5 protein-coding genes are annotated in these 16,878 nt (G+C 62.1%); 4 read left to right on the forward strand and 1 reads right to left on the reverse strand.

The window, feature by feature from the left end; all coding sequences use genetic code 11:
• The first annotated feature begins 143 nt into the window (after window positions 1-143).
• From F8N62_RS24750 to F8N62_RS24760, 3 genes are all read left to right on the forward strand, one after another.
• Window positions 144-770: a TetR/AcrR family transcriptional regulator gene (locus F8N62_RS24750; RefSeq protein ID WP_150713128.1), complete on the forward strand. Its 627-nt coding sequence runs from the start codon at window positions 144-146 to the stop codon at window positions 768-770.
• Window positions 771-857: 87 nt separating this feature from the next.
• On the forward strand, window positions 858-1,655 hold the full coding sequence (locus F8N62_RS24755; RefSeq protein WP_150713129.1) for a substrate-binding periplasmic protein: 798 nt from the start codon (window positions 858-860) through the stop codon (window positions 1,653-1,655).
• 99 nt (window positions 1,656-1,754) lie between these two features.
• Window positions 1,755-2,759, forward strand: a complete 1,005-nt coding sequence (locus F8N62_RS24760; RefSeq protein WP_150713130.1) for a GNAT family N-acetyltransferase — start codon at window positions 1,755-1,757, stop codon at window positions 2,757-2,759.
• Window positions 2,760-2,885: 126 nt separating this feature from the next.
• Here the strand turns inward: F8N62_RS24760 and F8N62_RS24765 are convergent, their stop codons facing one another.
• The gene (locus tag F8N62_RS24765; RefSeq protein ID WP_150713131.1) at window positions 2,886-3,434 is read right to left on the reverse strand and encodes an RNA polymerase factor sigma-70; all 549 of its coding nucleotides are present in this window, start codon (window positions 3,432-3,434) and stop codon (window positions 2,886-2,888) included.
• A 384-nt stretch (window positions 3,435-3,818) separates the two neighbouring features.
• Here F8N62_RS24765 and F8N62_RS24770 point away from each other — a divergent pair, with 384 nt between their 5' ends.
• On the forward strand, window positions 3,819-16,817 hold the full coding sequence (locus F8N62_RS24770; protein WP_150713132.1) for a non-ribosomal peptide synthetase: 12,999 nt from the start codon (window positions 3,819-3,821) through the stop codon (window positions 16,815-16,817).
• Window positions 16,818-16,878 lie beyond the last annotated feature (61 nt).

Genomic DNA, 16,878 nt, shown 5'->3' on the forward strand with positions numbered 1-16,878 from the left:
GTCGAGACTACCAAGCAAGCGCTTGGTTTGTAAATGCCTTGAATAACTTCTTCCCGAGCGCTTGCTTGGTTGCCTTCGCCAGCTTAAATTGCCCGCGCAACCCCGCTGTTTTCAGCGGTGAACTGGACTGTAGGAGAGAACGGGTGGACGAGCAAACAGCCCTGAAGGTCATGCGCGAACTGGTCGACAGCGGCCAGTTGACCGACCCGGACAGCGCTCGCGGCAAATTGCTGCAAGTGGCCGCTCACCTGTTTCGCAATAAAGGCTTTGAACGCACCACTGTGCGCGATCTGGCGGGCGCCGTGGGCATTCAGTCGGGCAGTATTTTTCACCACTTCAAAAGCAAGGACGAGATCCTGCGGGCGGTGATGGAGGAAACTGTTCGTTACAACACCGCGTTAATGCGTGCAGCATTGGCCGAGGCCGGCAACGTGCGCGAACGGTTGCTGGCGCTGATTCGCTGCGAATTGCAGTCAATCATGGGCGGCAGTGGCGAAGCCATGGCGGTGTTGGTGTACGAGTGGCGTTCGCTGTCCGAAGAGGGACAGGCGCAGGTCCTGGCATTGCGTGACATCTATGAAGACCTCTGGCTGCAAGTGCTGGGAGAGGCCAAGGACGGCGGTTTGATCCGCGGGGATGTCTTTGTGACCCGGCGTTTTCTGACCGGTGCGCTGTCCTGGACCACCACCTGGTTTCGGCCCGGTGGCAGCATGAGTCTCGATCAATTGGCCGATGAGGCGTTGATTCTGGTGCTCGAAGAAAAACAATAATTTGCCGATGGTGGCAGGAAACTGGCTAAGTGGCCGAAACCACCTAGCTTGAATGGATTGAAGCGTACTTTCTGGGGAGTGGTGGTTTTGAAGTCTTCGCCAATTCGGACGGCCTCGGGGCTTTTGCTGGCTGCACTTGCGGCGTTGTGGGTGTTGCCGTCTGCGGCCGCGCAACTGGTGCGGGTCGGTGCTGCGCATTTCCCGCCCTATACCGTGCGCCCGGAGTCCGGGGCCGACACCGGTTTGCTGCCGCAGTTGGTCGAAGCGCTCAATGCCTTGCAAAGCGACTACCAATTCGTGCTGGTGCCGACTTCCATCCCGCGACGCTTCGGTGATTTCAAGCAGGCCCGGGTGGACATGGCGATTTTCGAGAACCCGAACTGGGGCTGGAAGGACATCCCTCACACCACCGTCGACATGGGCCTGGAAGACGCCGAGATTTTTGTCGCACAACGCCTGCCAAACCGTCAGCAGAATTACTTCGCCGAGCTCGTCGGCAAGCGTCTGGCGCTGTTCAGCGGTTATCACTACGAATTCGCCAACTTCAATGCCGACCCGAAATTCCTCGCGCAAAACTACAACGCCACGCTGACTTATTCCCACGACAGCAACCTGCTGATGGTGCTGCGCGGGCGTGCCGACATTGCCTTGGTGACCCGCTCCTACCTGAGCGATTACCTGCTGCGCAACGAGAAAGTCGCCGATCAGTTGCTGGTGTCTGCGCGCATCGATCAGGTCTATCACCACTACGCCATCTTGCGTCCCACGGCGCCGATCAGTGGCGAGGCATTCGGCACGCTGCTGCAAAGGTTGCGCGACAACGGGCAGATGCTGAAGATTTTCGATCCCTACAAAATTGCGGTAGTACCGGTGCCGGGGAGCTGACTTCGCGCCACAGGTCGCACATTTGCCGATTCGGTTAAATTTCCCGCGCTGACTCACGTCACATTGTTGAACTGTCGACGATTATCGTGAGCCCGACCCATGCCCAATCTGAATGACCTGACTGCCTTGGCATTGCCGACCGGCAGTCGCCTTGTCGCTGATGAAACTCAATGCCGACTGAGCCTGAGCCTCGACGCCCAGCCGCTGATTACGCTGCAGCTGGTGCGCGAACCGCAACTGCAGTTGCGCGCCGAACCGGGTTACGACGCTCAGGCATTGTGGGCCGCCGCTTATTGGCTGTTCGCCCGAGACGCGGATTGCCAACGCCTGACCTGGTACCTGGAAGAAGTGCCAATGCAAGCGGTGCTCAGCGGATTGCTCGTCCCGACCGACATCGCCGGCCAGTATCACAGCGAGCGCACGCTGTTCTGGCAATTGCCGCAACCTTGGCTGGGGGCGTCGCTGACCAGCAGTTATCCTCAGCTAATGGTGATCAGCGCCGGCAAGCGTCATCCATTGCGTGCGATGAAACCCCAAGGTGAAGTGTATCGGCGTTTCGATGCGCAATTGGGCGCGTGGATTTCCCTGCGTACCGTGGACATCGAGCAAGATCTGCCGCGGTTCAACCGCTGGCAGAACAGCGCACGGGTCGCCCGTTTCTGGCAGGAGGAGGGCAGTCTCGAACAGCATCGCGAGTACCTGGGCAAACTGGAAGCCGATCCCCACACCCTGCCGCTGATCGGCTGTTTCGATGATCAGCCTTTTGCTTATTTCGAAGCCTACTGGGCCAAGGAAGACCGCATCGCGCCGTTCTATGAGGCGGGCGATTACGACCGTGGCATTCACATGCTGGTCGGCGAAGAAAACCATCGGGGTCCGCACAAGGTGGCGAGCTGGTTATCGGCGTTGACGCATTACCTGTTTCTGGACGATCCACGCACTCAGCGCATCGTCGCCGAGCCGCGCGCCGACAACGCGAAGATGATCGGGTACATGCAGGGTCAGCGTTTTCATTGCGAGAAAGAGTTCGACTTTCCGCACAAGCGCGCGGCGTTGATGGTGCTGGGGCGCGAGCGCTTTTTTGAGCGGTGTGGGTTGGCGTAACGAGTTTGGCTCAAGGTGTGTGCTTGCCTTGAGTGAAGCGTTCGCGAGCAGGCTCGCTCCCACAGGGTTAGCGTTGTACCTGTGGGAGCGAGCCTGCTCGCGAAAGGGGCAATGACATTTCGGATCCTAGCGACGGGCAAACGTATCCGCCCGACTCCCCGACACTTTGCGGCAGTGCACCAGCGCATCGCGAATCATGAAGTTCACCAGGGTCGGTGAAACGCCGAGCTCCTTGGCGATGTCCTTTTGCGGCACGCCATGCAGGCGGTACATCTCGAAGGCGTAACGGGTGCGGCTGGGCAGTTCGGTGAGCGCGTCGGCGATGTGTTCCAGGGTCGAGAAATTGATATGCGAGGTTTCCGGCGAAGCGCCCTGAATCACCACATTCAGCCCTTCCTCTTCAGGCCCCGAATACTTCTGCTCCAGCGCCTGTTTGCGGTAGTGATCGATCGCCAGGTTGCGCACGATCTGGAACAGGTAGCTCAACTGAGCCTTGATCGAAGACGTGATCTGCGGTGCCGATTGCAGGCGGAAGAACGCATCCTGAACCACATCCTCGGCACGTGACCGGCAACCGGTAATGCGCGCGGCAATCTTGACCAGAATCAGTCGATTGTCGACGAATGCCTGAAGTAGCGGTGAATCGCACCTGCTTGTGGATACTTGTTCCGTCATGGAAATCACCTTGCTGCAAATGGGGTCGTGGGACGGCACGGGGGGCTGAGGCGTCCTACACATCGAGCGACAAATTATGTTGAATGATAATGATTGTCAATTGAGAAAGAGAATTAATGATCCGCGAAAGTGCAAAGTGAGAACTGCGACACGCTGACGCACCCGCTTGCGGCACCCGGCCCCGTTGACGATTCAGGCTGCCGACTAATTATTCGTAGGTTCCATCCGTTCTCATTGGTGAATGGCTCCGGGCGCTAGCCCCGGCCACAACAGCATTCCCAATGCCTCGCGCGGTCGGCGAAGACTGCGTCCTGCACGCTCCTCGATGGGCGTGACACGAGAAAACCGATTCCATTTGCAAGCCGAATTCAGGCAGGAAACCCCATGACCGACGCGTTCGAAATACCTGGCACTCTGGTCCAAGCCCTTCAACGCCGCGCGGCCCTGACGCCGGATCGGGTGGCCTTGCGTTTTCTCGCCGAAACCCCGGAACAGGCCGTGGTGCTCACCTATCGCGAGCTGGACCAACGGGCGCGCACCATTGCCGGTGCGTTGCAGGCCGAGACCGATTTTGGCGATCGCGCGGTGCTGTTGTTTCCCAGTGGTGCGGATTACGTCGCGGCGTTTTTTGGCTGCCTGTACGCGGGCGTGATCGCGGTGCCAGCTTATCCGCCGGAGTCGGCCAAACGTCATCACCAGGAACGTCTGCTCTCGATCATCAACGATGCCGAACCGCGCCTGCTGCTGACCCGCGCAGATTTGGGCGATGCGTTGCAGCAGATTGAAGGCGCACCGCCTCTTTTGTGCGTCGACACGCTTGACGCTGCACTGGCCGAGCGCTGGATCGAGCCGAACCTGGAAGACGATCACATCGCCTTCCTGCAATACACCTCTGGCTCCACGGCGTTGCCCAAGGGCGTGCAGGTCAGTCACGGCAACCTGGTGGCCAATGAACTGCTGATTCGCCACGGCTTCGGTATCGACTTGAACCCGGACGACGTGATCGTCAGCTGGCTGCCGCTGTACCACGACATGGGCTTGATCGGCGGTTTGCTGCAGCCGGTTTTCAGCGGTGTGCCGTGCGTGTTGATGTCGCCGGCGTACTTCCTCGGCCGGCCATTGCGCTGGCTCGAGGCGATCAGCGAGTACGGCGGCACCATCAGCGGCGGGCCGGATTTTGCCTATCGCCTGTGCAGCGAACGAGTCAGCGCATCGGCGCTGGAACGTCTCGACCTGAGCGGCTGGCGCGTGGCGTATTCGGGCTCCGAGCCGATTCGTCTCGACACACTGGAACGCTTCGCCGAGAAGTTTGCCCCGTGCGGTTTTACCGCGGACCGTTTCATGGCGACTTACGGCTTGGCCGAAGCGACCTTGTTCGTCGCCGGCACACCCCGTGGCAAAGGCATTGGCAACTTGCGCGTGGACGACCAGGCGTTGGCGCAGAACAGTGCCCAACCGGGCGAGGGCAGCGCGATCATGAGTTGCGGCATCAGCCAGCCGGGTCACGCGGTGCTGATTGTCGATCCGTCAGCACTCAACGAATTGCCCGACAACGCGGTGGGCGAAGTCTGGGCCAGCGGGCCGAGCATCGCTCACGGTTACTGGCGCAACCCCGAAGCGTCCGCCGACACCTTTGTCCGGCACGCGGGGAAAACCTGGCTGCGCACCGGCGACCTGGGCTTCATGCGCGGCGGTGAGCTGTTCATCACCGGGCGCCTGAAAGACCTGCTGATCGTGCGCGGCCACAACCTGTACCCGCAAGACATCGAGCAGACCCTCGAGCGCGAGGTGGAAGTGGTGCGCAAGGGGCGCGTCGCTGCGTTCGCGGTGAATATCGACGGCGAGGAAGGTATCGGCATCGCCGCGGAAATCAGCCGCAGTGTGCAGAAAATCCTTGCGCCCGAGGCGCTGATCAAAGCCATTCGCCAAGCGGTCGCCGAGGCGTATCAGCAAGCCCCAAGTGTGGTGGTGTTGCTTAATCCGGGTTCGCTGCCGAAGACCTCCAGCGGCAAACTGCAGCGTTCGGCGTGCCGCAATCGCCTGGTGGATGGCAGCCTTGACAGCTACGCGGTGTTCCCGTCGGCGGCGCCTGAAAACGCAGCGGCAACCGAGCCGCAATCCGAGCTGCAAACCCTCATTGGGCAGATTTGGGGCGAGCAGTTACAGGTGAAAAAGGTCAATGCCGACGACCATTTCTTCCTGCTCGGCGGCAACTCCATCGCGGCCACGCAAGTGGTGGCGCGTCTGCGCGAAGCACTCGGTCTGGAGCTGAGCCTGCGCTTGCTGTTCGAAGCGCCGACGCTGGGCGCGTTCACCGCGGCGGTTGTTCGGCAGCAACAGGACGGCGGCCTCGCCCAAGGCATGATCAATACCCTGTCGCGCAGCGGAGCGCTGCCGCAATCCCTGGCGCAAAACCGTTTGTGGATCACTTGGCAACTGGACCCACAGAGCAGCGCCTACACCATTCCCGGTGCACTGCGCCTGCGCGGCGAACTGGACGAAGATGCGGTGCGCGTCAGTTTCCAGCAATTGATCGAGCGCCACGAATCCCTGCGCACGCGCTTCTTCGAGCGCGATGGCGTGGCGCTGCAACAGGTCGACGCGGCGAGCACTTTCAACCTGCAAACGATCGACATCAGCGACTTGCCCGTGGCCGAACGTGAGGCCCGCGCGCAACAGATCCGCGAGGACGAAGCGCGCACCCTGTTCGATCTGCAGAAGGGTCCGCTGCTGTGGGTGACGCTGGTGCGCCTGGATGAGCAAGATCACCAGTTGCTGGTGACGTTGCACCACATCATCGCCGACGGCTGGTCGCTGAACGTATTGATAGACGAATTCTCCCGGCTGTATGCCGCAGCGTCCCAAGGCCAGACGGCGACGCTTGCGCCATTGCTGACCCGGTACGCCGACTACGGCAGCTGGCAGCGCCAATGGCTGGCGCAAGGCGAGGGCGAACGGCAACTGGCGTACTGGAAAGCACAGTTGGGCGACGAGCATCCAGTCTTGAGCCTGGCCACCGATCACCCGCGTTCGGCGCAACAGTTGCGCAGCGCCGCCCGTCACACCGTCAAGCTGGACGTGAACCTGAGCGCTGCGATTCGCCAAACTGCCCTGGCTCACCAATCCACCCCATTCATGCTCTTGCTCGCCGCGTTGCAAAGCCTGTTGCACCGCTACAGCGGCCAACGCGATATTCGCATTGGCGTGCCCAATGCCAATCGTCCGCGCCTGGAAACCCAAGGGCTGATCGGCTTCTTCATTAACACCCAGGTAATGCGCGCCGAGGTCGATTCGCGGCAGTCCTTTGTGGAACTGCTGGGGCAAACCCGGCAAGCGGTACTGGACGCGCAAGCGCATCAGGACTTGCCCTACGAACAACTGGTCGAAGCGTTTCCACAGGCGCGCGAACAAGGTTTGTTCCAAGTCATGTTTAACCACCAGCAACGGGATCTGAGCGCTCTGCGCCGATTGCCCGGCCTGCTCGCCGAAGAGCTGCCGTGGCACAGCCGCGAAGCCAAGTTCGACCTGCAACTGCACAGCGAAGAAGACCGCAGCGGTCGCCTGAGTCTGTCGTTCGACTACGCCAGCGAACTGTTCGATGGCGCAACCATCGAGCGCCTGGCGGGGCATTTCAGCAACTTGCTGCGCGCGGTGTGCGAGCAACCCGAGACCACTGTCGGTGACTTGCCCCTGCTGACGCCAACCGAGCACGATCAGCAACAAAAGTGGAGCGCCGCACCCTGCGCCGCGGCCAGCCAATGGCTGCCGGAACTGCTTGACCATCAGACCCGACTGACCCCGGATCGCACTGCGCTGATGTGGGAAGGCGGCAGCCTCGACTTCGGCCAATTGCACACCCAGGCCAACCGTCTGGCCCATTACCTGCGCGACAAAGGCGTCGGCCCCGACGTGTGCGTGGCCATCGCCGCCGAGCGTTCGCCGCAGCTGTTGATCGGTTTACTGGCAATCCTCAAGGCCGGCGGCGCCTACGTGCCGCTGGATCCGGATTATCCCGCCGAACGCCTGGCCTACATGCTCAGCGACAGCGGCGTCGAATTGCTGCTGACCCAGACTCAGTTACTCGACCGACTGCCGGCCACCGACGGCGTCAGCGTGATCGCCATGGATGCGCTGCACCTGGAGAACTGGCCGAGCCAGGCGCCGGGCCTGCATCTGCACGGCGACAACCTCGCTTACGTGATTTATACCTCCGGTTCCACCGGCCAACCCAAGGGCGTCGGCAACACCCACGCGGCGCTCGCCGAACGCCTGCAATGGATGCAAAACACCTATCGCCTGAACGACAGCGACGTGCTGATGCAAAAGGCGCCAATCAGTTTTGACGTGTCGGTGTGGGAATGCTTCTGGCCGCTGATCACCGGCAGCCGCTTGCTGATGGCCGGCCCCGGTGAACACCGCGACCCGCAGCGCATCGCGCAGCTGGTTCAGCAGTACGGGGTGACCACGCTGCACTTTGTACCGCCGCTGCTTTCGCTGTTTATCGACGAACCGCTGAGCGCCGAATGCACCAGCCTGCGCCGCGTGTTCTCCGGCGGCGAAGCCTTGCCGGCGGAACTGCGCAACCGTGTGCTGGAACAACTGCCTGCCGTGCAACTGCACAACCGCTACGGCCCGACCGAAACCGCGATCAACGTCACGCACTGGCACTGCACCACAGCCGATGGCGAGCGTTCGCCGATTGGCCGGCCGCTGGGCAACGTCATTTGCCGGGTACTCGACAGTGAACTCAATCCGCTGCCGGCCGGTGTGCCCGGCGAGTTGTGCATCAGTGGCATCGGTTTGGCCCGGGGTTATCTGGGACGTCCGGGCCTGACCGCAGAACGATTCGTCGTCGATCCGCTGAACGAGCAGGGCGCACGTCTCTATCGCACTGGCGACCGCGCACGCTGGACCGCCGATGGCGTAATCGAATACCTCGGTCGCCTCGATCAGCAGGTCAAGCTGCGTGGCTTTCGCGTCGAACCGGAAGAAATCGAAGCGCGTCTGCTGGCTCAGGACGGGGTCGCTCAAGCCGTGGTGCTGGTGCGCGAAACCGCCGTCGGCGGGCAACTGATTGGCTATTACACCGCCTGCGAAACCAGCGAAAGCGCAGACACTCAAACCGCACGCCTGCAATCCGCGCTGGCGGCTGAATTACCGGAATACCTGGTCCCGGCGCAACTGATGCGCCTGGACGAAATGCCCCTGAGCCCGAGCGGCAAGCTCGACCGCCGCGCCTTGCCGCAACCCCAGTGGCAAGTACGCGAACACGTTGAGCCGGTGACTGAACTCGAACAGCAAATCGCCGCGATCTGGCGCCAGGTGCTGGGCTTGCAGCAGATCGGTCTGCGCGACGACTTTTTCGCCCTCGGCGGCCACTCGTTGCTGGCCACGCAAATCATCTCCCGCACCCGTCAGGGCTGCGATGTCGAGTTACCGTTGCGAACGTTGTTCGAGCACAGCGAGCTGGGCGCTTTTGCCGATCAGGTTCAGTTGATCCAGGCCAGCGGCAGCACCAACAAACAACCGCCCATCGCGACAGTCGACCGCCGCCAGCCGGTGCCGCTGTCCTATTCCCAGCAGCGCATGTGGTTCCTCTGGCAGATGGAGCCGGACAGCCCGGCCTACAACGTTGGCGGCATGGCAAGGCTGCGCGGGGTGCTGGACGTCAGGCGCTTCGAGACAGCGTTGCAAGCGCTGATCATGCGTCACGAAACCCTGCGCACCACCTTCCCGAGCGTGGGTGGCGTGGCGCAGCAAAAAGTGCATCCGGAAACCGCAATGCGCATGGACTGGAAAGATTTTTCGATGCTGGACGCCGACCTGCGCGAACAGCGGGTCCAGGCACTGGCCGACAGCGAAGCGCATACCCCCTTTAATCTGGAAACCGGTCCGCTGCTGCGAGCCTGTCTGGTCAAGACCGCCGAGCAGGAACATTACCTGGTGCTGACCTTGCACCACATCGTCACCGAAGGCTGGGCGATGGACATCTTCGCCCGGGAACTCAGCGCGCTGTACGAAGCGTTCGTCGATGACCGCGAGTCGCCACTGGCGCCGCTGCCGGTGCAATACCTCGATTACAGCGTCTGGCAGCGTCAGTGGCTGGAGTCTGGCGAGCGCCAGCGTCAGCTCGACTACTGGACCGCGCAACTGGGCCGCGAACACCCGTTGCTGGAATTGCCCGCCGATCGTCCGCGTCCGCCGGTACAAAGCCATCAGGGTGAGCTGTTCCGTTTCGACCTGAGCGATGACCTCGCCGCACGGGTGCGCGCTTTCAATGCGCAAAACGGCCTGACCCTGTTCATGACCATGACTGCCGCGCTGGCGGTGCTGCTTTACCGCTACAGCGGCCAGACCGACCTGCGCATCGGCGCACCGGTGGCCAACCGCATTCGCCCGGAAAGCGAAGGGCTGATCGGTGCGTTCCTCAATACGCAAGTGCTGCGTTGCCAGCTCGACGGGCAGATGTCCGTCGGCGAATTGTTCGAGCAGGTGCGTCACACCGTGATCGAAGGCCAGTCCCATCAGGACCTGCCGTTCGATCACCTGGTCGAGGCCTTGCAACCTCCGCGCAGCGCTGCGTACAACCCCTTGTTCCAGGTGATGTGCAACGTGCAGCGCTGGGAATTCCAGCAGAGCCGCACGCTCGCCGGGATGACGGTCGACTACCTGGCCAACGATGCGCGCGCGACCAAGTTTGATCTCAACCTTGAGGTCACCGACCTCGATCATCGCCTCGGTTGCTGCCTGACTTACAGCACCGATCTGTTCGACGAGCCACGCATTGCACGCATGGCCGGGCACTGGCGCAATCTGCTTGAAGCGTTGCTGGCCGACCCGCAACAGCGCCTCAGTGAGCTGCCATTGCTCGAAGCCACCGAGCAGCAGAACCTGTTCGACAGCCTTGGCGTCGAGCCGGGCGAACATCGACTGGATCAGTGCATTCATCAGCTGTTCAGCGAGCAGGCGCTGGTGCGCAAGGATGCGCCGGCGCTGACATTCGCCGGGCAAACCCTGAGTTACGCCGAGCTCGACAGCCGCGCCAATCGTCTGGCCTGGATGCTGCGCGAGCGTGGCGTGGGGCCGCAGGTGCGTGTCGGTCTGGCGCTTGAACGTTCGCTGGAAATGGTCATCGGCCTGCTGGCGATTCTCAAGGCCGGTGGCGCTTATGTGCCACTGGATCCGGAATACCCGCTCGACCGCCTGCATTACATGATCGAAGACAGCGGCGTCGGTTTGCTGCTCAGCGATGCGGCAATGTTCAAAGCCCTCGGTGATTTGCCGTCCACGGTCGCCCGTTGGTGCGTGGAGGAAGACGCCGCCGCACTCGCCGGTTACCCGGCGACCGAACTGCCCTTCATCAGCCTGCCGCAACATCAGGCGTACCTGATTTACACCTCCGGCTCCACCGGCAAACCGAAAGGCGTGGTGGTGTCCCACGGTGAAATCGCCATGCACTGCCGCGCCGTGATCGAGCGTTTCGGCATGCGCCGGGACGATTGCGAACTGCACTTCTATTCGATCAACTTCGACGCCGCGACGGAGCGTTTGCTGGTGCCGCTGTTGAGTGGTGCGCAAGTGGTCCTGCGGGCCCAGGGGCAGTGGGACGCGGAAGACATCTGCGCGCTGATCCGTCGTCACCGGATCACTGTCCTTGGTTTCACCCCGAGCTACGGCAGCCAATTGGCGCAGTGGCTGGCGACTCAGGGCGAAACCCTGCGGGTGCGCATGTGCATCACCGGCGGCGAAGCTTTGACCGGCGAACACCTGGCGCGGATTCGCGCGGCGTTCAAACCCGATCTGTTCTTCAACGCCTACGGCCCGACCGAAACCGTGGTCATGCCGCTGGCCAGTCTCGCGCCTGACTTGCTGGAGGAAGGCATGGGCAGCGTGCCCATCGGCAGCGTGGTCGGTGCGCGGGTGGCGTACATCCTCGACGCTGATCTGGCCTTGGTACCGCAAGGTGCGACCGGCGAACTGTATGTCGGTGGCGCCGGTCTGGCGCAGGGGTATCACCAGCGCCCGGGCATGACGGCCGAGCGGTTTGTTGCCGACCCTTTTGCTGCCAATGGCGGGCGTCTGTACCGCACTGGTGACCTGGTGCGGCAGCGCGCCGACGGTCTGGTGGAATACCTCGGACGCATCGACCATCAGGTGAAAATTCGCGGTTTCCGCATCGAGTTGGGCGAAATCGAAACCCGTCTGCTGGAACATAACTCTGTGCGTGAAGCGGTGGTGCTGGCATTGGACGCACCCAGTGGCAAACAGCTGGTCGGCTATCTGGTGTCGGATGTCGCCGAGCAGGACGAAGTGCAACAGGCCGCACTGCGAGAAGCCCTGAAAAATCACCTCAAATCCCAGTTGCCGGATTACATGGTGCCGACGCACTTGATTCTGCTGGCGAGCATGCCGCTGACCGCCAACGGCAAACTCGACCGCCGCGCATTGCCAGCACCGGACCTGGAGTTGAACCGTCAACACTATGTGGCGCCGAGCAATGAACTCGAGCTGACGTTGGCGCAGATCTGGTGCGACGTGCTGAACGTTGCGCAGGTCGGTGTCAACGACAACTTCTTTGAATTGGGCGGCGACTCGATCCTGTCGATTCAGGTGGTCAGCCGCGCGCGGCAGCAGGGCATTCATTTCAGCCCGCGTGACCTGTTCCAGCACCAGACCGTGCAAACCCTGGCCGCTGTCGCGAGCCGCACCGAACAGGTCATGGCCGAGCAAGGTCTGCTTACCGGTGAATCACGTCTGACGCCGATTCAGCACTGGTTCTTCGACACCGACATTCCCCAGCGTCAGCACTGGAACCAGGCATTGCTGCTGGAACCGACTGTGGCGCTGGAACCGCATCGCCTGGAGCAGGCGCTGCTGGCGGTGATCGAACAGCATGACGCCTTGCGTTTGCGCTTCACCCGGACCGCAGGCGAATGGACGGCGGCGCACCAGAACCGGTCCGACGCGCCGGCGTTGTGGCAAGTGCGGGTGACGACGCTGAATCAACGCGCGGCACTGTTCGCCGAAGCCCAGCGCAGCCTTGATCTTGAGCAAGGGCCGTTGATGCGGGTGTTGCTGGTCGATGGTCCCGAAGGCCGGCAACAGTTGTTTTTCGCGATCCATCACCTGGTGGTGGACGGTGTATCCTGGCGCGTGCTGCTGGACGATGTGCAAACGGTGTATCGCCAATTGGAGGCGGAGCAGGCGGTGAAACTGCCGGCGAAAACCAGCGCGTTCAAGGACTGGGCCTCACGCTTGCAGGCCTATGCCGGTAGCGAATCGTTGCGCGAAGAACTGGGCTGGTGGCAGTCGCAACTGGCCGGGCCCAGCGTTGAATTGCCGTGCGATCGACCGCAGGGCGGGCGTCAGAATTGTCATGCGCAAACCGTCAGCGTGCGCCTCGACGCCGAGCACACCCGGCAACTGTTGCAACAGGCACCGAGCGCCTATCGCACTCAGGTCAATGACCTGTTGTTGACCGCATTGGCCCGGGTGCTGTGCCGTTGGAGCGGTCATCAATCAACACTGATTCAACTCGAAGGCCATGGGCGCGAAACCCTGTTCGACGAAATCGACCTGACCCGCACCGTCGGCTGGTTCACCAGCGCCTACCCGCTGCGCCTGACGCCGCACGACATCGAAGAGGCCGCCGGGCAGGGCGCATCGATCAAAGCCATCAAGGAACAACTGCGCGCGGTGCCGCACAAAGGTCTGGGCTACGGCGTGTTGCGCTACCTCGCCGACGACGTGAGCCGGGAAGCCATGGCTGCGTTGCCGGTGGCACAGATCACGTTCAATTACCTCGGTCAGTTCGACCAGAGTTTCGGCGCCGACGCGCTGTTCCGGCCGCTGGATGAGCCGGTCGGTGCTGCCCACGATCCGCGTGCGCCGCTGCCCAACGAACTGAGCGTCGACAGTCAGGTGTACGGCGGCGAACTGGTGCTGCGCTGGACCTTCAGCGCCGAACGCCACAAGCCGCAGACCATTCGCGAACTGGCGGACGCTTACCTCGGCGAGTTGCAGAGCCTGATTGCGCATTGTCTGCGCGACGACGCCGGCGGCCTGACACCATCAGACTTCCCACTGGCGAAACTGACTCAGCCGCAACTCGATGCGCTGCCGATTCCGGCCGCTGATATCGAAGACGTCTACCCGCTGACGCCCATGCAGGAAGGCATGCTGCTGCACACCTTGCTCGAACCGGGCACCGGCCTCTACTACATGCAGGACCGCTACCGCATCAACAGCGAGCTGGATCCGCAGCGATTTACCCAGGCCTGGCAAGCCGTGATCGCCCGCCATGAAGCGCTGCGTGCGTCGTTCTGCTGGAACGTCGGCGAGGACATGCTGCAAGTTATCCACAAGCCGGGCCGCACGCCGATCGAGTACCTGGACTGGACCTTGATCGCGGAGGCCGAGCAGGAGCCGAAACTGCAAGCATTGCTCAAAAGTGAGCGCGAAGCGGGTTTCGATCTGCTCAACCAGGCACCGTTTCACCTGCGATTGATCCGTGTGGGCGAGGCGCGCTACTGGTTCATGATGAGCAACCACCACATCCTCATTGATGCCTGGTGCCGCTCGCTGCTGATGAATGATTTCTTCGAGATCTACACCGCGCTGGGCGAAGGTCGGGAAGCGCAACTGGCCGTGCCATCCCGTTATCGCGACTACATTGGCTGGCTGCAACGCCAGAGCCTGGGCGAGGCGCGGCAGTGGTGGAAAACCAACCTGCAAGGGTTCGAACGGACCACGCCGATTCCGAGTGACCGGCCGTTCCTGCGCGAACATGCCGGCGACAGCGGCGGCATGATCGTCGGTGACTGCTACACCCGGCTCGACGCCCGCGACGGTGCGCAACTGCGCGAACTGGCGCAGGCCCATCAGTTGACCATCAACACCTTCGCCCAAGCGGCGTGGGCCTTGGTGCTGCGCCGTTTGAGCGGTGATCGCGACGTGTTGTTCGGCGTCACCGTGGCCGGGCGTCCGGTGGACATGCCAGAGATGCAGCGCACCGTCGGGCTGTTCATCAACAGCATTGCGCTGCGGGTGATGATGCCGGAAGACCATCAGCGTTGCAGCGTTCGCCAATGGCTCACTGCCTTACTCGACAGCAACATGCAGCTGCGCGAATACGAGTACTTGCCGCTGGTGAGCATTCAGGAAAGCAGCGAATTACCCAAAGGCCAGCCGCTGTTCGACAGCCTGTTCGTGTTCGAGAACGCACCGGTGGAAGTCTCGGTGCTGGACCGCGCGCAAAGCCTCAATGCGACCTCGGATTCGGGCCGCACCCACACCAATTTTCCGTTGACGGCGGTGTGCTATCCAGGCGATGACTTGGGTTTGCACCTGTCTTACGACCAGCGTTATTTCGATGAGTCGACGATCGAACGCATGCTCGGCGAATTCAAGCGTTTGCTGCTGGCGTTGGTCGAAGGTTTCCACGGCGATATGGCGGACTTGCCGTTGCTGGCGGCCGAGGAACAAGACTTTCTGATCCACGGCTGCAACCAGAGCGAACGCGAATATCCGCTGGAGCAGAGCTACGTTGCGTTGTTTGAAGCGCAAGTCGGCAAACATCCGCAACGCATTGCCGCCAGTTACCTGGATCAGCACCACAGCTACCTCGAGCTGAACCAGCGCAGTAACCGCCTCGGTCATGCGCTGATCGCGGCGGGTGTCGGGCTGGATCAACCGGTGGCATTGCTGGCCGAGCGCAACCTCGATTTGCTGGGCATGATCATCGGCAGCTTCAAGGCTGGCGCGGGTTATCTGCCGCTCGATCCGGGGCTGCCGGGTCAGCGACTGAGCCGGATCATCGACCTGAGCCGCACGCCGTTGCTGGTGTGCACCGAGGCGTGTCGTGATCAGGCGGTGGCGTTGCTGGATGAGTTCGCCAGTGCTGTTCGACCGCAATTGTTGGTGTGGGAAGCGGTGCAGGCGAGCGATCTCCCGGTGGCGAATCCGGGCGTTTACAGCGGGCCGGATAATCTGGCCTACGTGATTTACACCTCGGGTTCCACCGGCCTGCCCAAGGGTGTGATGGTCGAGCAGCGCGGGATGCTCAATAACCAGTTGAGCAAGGTGCCTTATCTGAATCTCAGTGAGGCCGATGTGATCGCGCAAACCGCTTCGCAAAGCTTCGACATTTCGGTCTGGCAGTTCCTCGCCGCGCCGCTGTTCGGGGCGCGGGTGGACATCGTGCCGAACACCATCGCCCATGATCCGCAAGGCTTGCTGGCGCATGTGTCGGCCCAGGGCATCAGTGTTCTGGAAAGCGTTCCTTCGCTGATTCAGGGCATGCTCGGCCAGGAACGCATGAGCCTTGACGGCCTGCGCTGGATGCTGCCAACCGGCGAAGCGATGCCGCCGGAACTGGCCCATCAATGGCTGTTGCGCTATCCGGACATCGGGTTGGTGAATGCTTATGGCCCGGCAGAATGTTCGGACGATGTGGCGTTTTTCCGGGTCGACATGGCCTCGACCCGCGGCAGTTATTTACCGATCGGCACGCCGACCGACAACAACCGTTTGTACCTGCTTGATGGCGCGCTGGACCTGGTGCCGCTGGGTGCGGTGGGCGAGCTGTGCGTGGCCGGCACCGGGGTCGGACGCGGTTATGTCAGCGATCCGTTGCGCACCGCGCAGGTGTTTGTGCCGAATCCGTTCGGTGAGCCAGGTGACCGCTTGTACCGCACCGGCGACCTGGCCCGGCGGCGCAGCGACGGTGTGCTGGAATACGTCGGGCGAATCGACCATCAGGTGAAAATTCGCGGCTATCGCATCGAGCTCGGTGAAATCGAAGCGCGTCTGCATGAGCAACCGGAAGTCCGCGAGGCGGCGGTCGGTGTGCAGGACGGTGTCAACGGCAAGCATCTGGTGGGTTATCTGGTGGCGGCCGATTCGGCGCTCGATTCGAGCGAGCGGCTGGAACGCATCAAGCAGCGTCTGCGCACTGAACTCCCCGAGTACATGGTGCCGCTGCACTGGCTGTGGCTGGAACACATGCCGCTCAATGCCAACGGCAAACTGGATCGCAAGGCGCTGCCGGCGCTGGAGATCGGTCAGTTGCAGAGCCGGGATTACCAGGCGCCGCGCAACGCGCTGGAACAAACGCTGGCTGCCATTTGGGCCGAGGTGTTGAAGGTCGAGAGGGTGGGGGTTCGCGACAACTTCTTCGAGCTCGGCGGGCATTCGTTGCTGGCAACGCAGATCGCTTCGCGGGTGCAGAAAGCGCTGCAACGGGATGTGCCGCTGCGAGCGATGTTCGAGTGCAGCACAGTGGAGGCACTGGCTGAGTACATCGACGGGTTGGCGGCGAGTGATATCACCGAGGAGAAGGTGGACCGGTTGAATGATTTGATGGCGGAGCTGGAGGGGTTGTAGTTCTCCAATGTCTTTAGCGGCCCCATCGTCGGAACGCCGCCCGGAGCCTGCTCGCGAAGAC

Origin of the sequence: Pseudomonas fluorescens, assembly GCF_902497785.1 — a bacterium.
Lineage (GTDB): Bacteria > Pseudomonadota > Gammaproteobacteria > Pseudomonadales > Pseudomonadaceae > Aquipseudomonas > Aquipseudomonas fluorescens_BO.